The following is a 1,485-nucleotide window of genomic DNA, read 5'->3' on the forward strand; positions in this document are numbered from 1 at the left end:
ATTGTTTTGCCATGTTTTATTCCTCCATATATTCATTATATATTTTGAGAAGAAATTTTCCATGTTTAAGTTGTACTATTTATATTCTAGCACCATTTCAGTCGCAAGAGTCTGAGGAACTCAGACTTTGTTCCTTTGCAAGATTTTTTGTTACATTCCATTTCTATGAGGTAAGAATATCTATAAAAACAGAGGGGCGGATGCATATCAATGAGTAAAATTAGTTGTTAAAAATAGAGACGCTTGCTCAGTGAGAGTAAGAAATTTCGCTTTTAAGATAGAGACTCGGTAGCTGATTTGCATATTAAAAACATATGAATAACATTTTCTTCTAGATACACTACTAAATCCTATGATTTATCTTGACACTTTGAAGAGGGTATAATAAAGTTATTGTAGTTTAAGCATGTCCATTTAGAAGCAAGTTAATATAAATTAAAAATGTGAAAATGTAATAGGCAAATCGTAAAGGAAGTGGGAGACTATGATGAAAAAAATACTTACAATAGCAGGTTCTGATTCAAGTGGTGGAGCAGGAGTACAAGCAGATATAAAGACAATAACAGTACATAAAATGTATGCCATGACTGCTATTACAGCCATGACAGCACAAAATACGACAGGTGTTTTCGGTATTATGGAATCCACGCCTGATTTTTTAGAAAGTCAATTAGATAGTGTATTTACGGATATTTTTCCAGATGCAGTAAAGATAGGTATGGTTCCTTCAGCGGCATTAATAAAATCTATAGTAAAAAAACTGAAGCAGTATAATGCGAAAAATATTGTAGTAGATCCAGTTATGATTGCAACAAGTGGTAATAGTTTGGTATCCGAAAATACTATGCAAGCCTTATGTAATGAGTTAATTCCAGCGGCGGATATTATTACTCCCAACCTTTTTGAAGCACAATCCATTTGCAATTTTGAAATAAGAACAAAGCAGGACGTGGAGATGGCTGCAAGAAAGATTAAGAAGAACTTCAAAGGGACTGTCGTAATAAAGGGAGGACATTTTGATGATTCTGCAGATGATTTAATCCTTTATGGTGATAAAATTATATGGTTAAAAGGAAAAAGAATTGATAATTCAAATACACATGGTACAGGTTGCACTCTTTCTTCTGCCATTGCATGTAATCTTGCACAGGGAAATGATCCAGTTACAAGTGTTAAACGAGCAAAGGAGTATTTAACTGGTGCCATTAGTGATGGTTTAAATCTTGGTAAGGGAAGTGGCCCGCTGAATCATTGCTATAAACTAAAATTAGGATAGTATATAACTGAAAAGAGTATTTTAAAAGTATATTATGGAATGAATGGCTGAATAACTAGGCTCAGATATAATAATTTGGTTGAAATGAGTTGTTTTAAGCATTTGAAGAATCTTGACAAAAACAATAGGAAATTTTGAAAAACTTGTTGACAGGCATCGAAAGATGTGATAAGATATAAAACGTCGCTGAGAGGAAAGACAAAGTCCTG

At 33.1% G+C, this 1,485-nt stretch carries 1 protein-coding gene; it reads left to right on the plus strand.

Going from position 1 to position 1,485, the window contains the following annotated elements; all coding sequences use genetic code 11:
- The first annotated feature begins 487 nt into the window (after window positions 1–487).
- A complete protein-coding gene (gene thiD, locus BMY85_RS15285) occupies window positions 488–1,276 on the plus strand; it encodes a bifunctional hydroxymethylpyrimidine kinase/phosphomethylpyrimidine kinase (protein WP_092479274.1) in 789 nt (262 codons plus the stop codon).
- Window positions 1,277–1,485 lie beyond the last annotated feature (209 nt).

The sequence above is a fragment of the [Clostridium] polysaccharolyticum genome (genome assembly GCF_900111595.1).
Taxonomy (GTDB): Bacteria; Bacillota; Clostridia; order Lachnospirales; family Lachnospiraceae; genus Clostridium_AI; species Clostridium_AI polysaccharolyticum.

Excerpts from the sequence above, each read along its gene's own strand:
- thiD (WP_092479274.1), top strand. The coding sequence starts at position 488 with ATGAAAAAAATACTTACAATAGCAGGTTCTGATTCAAGTGGTGGAGCA.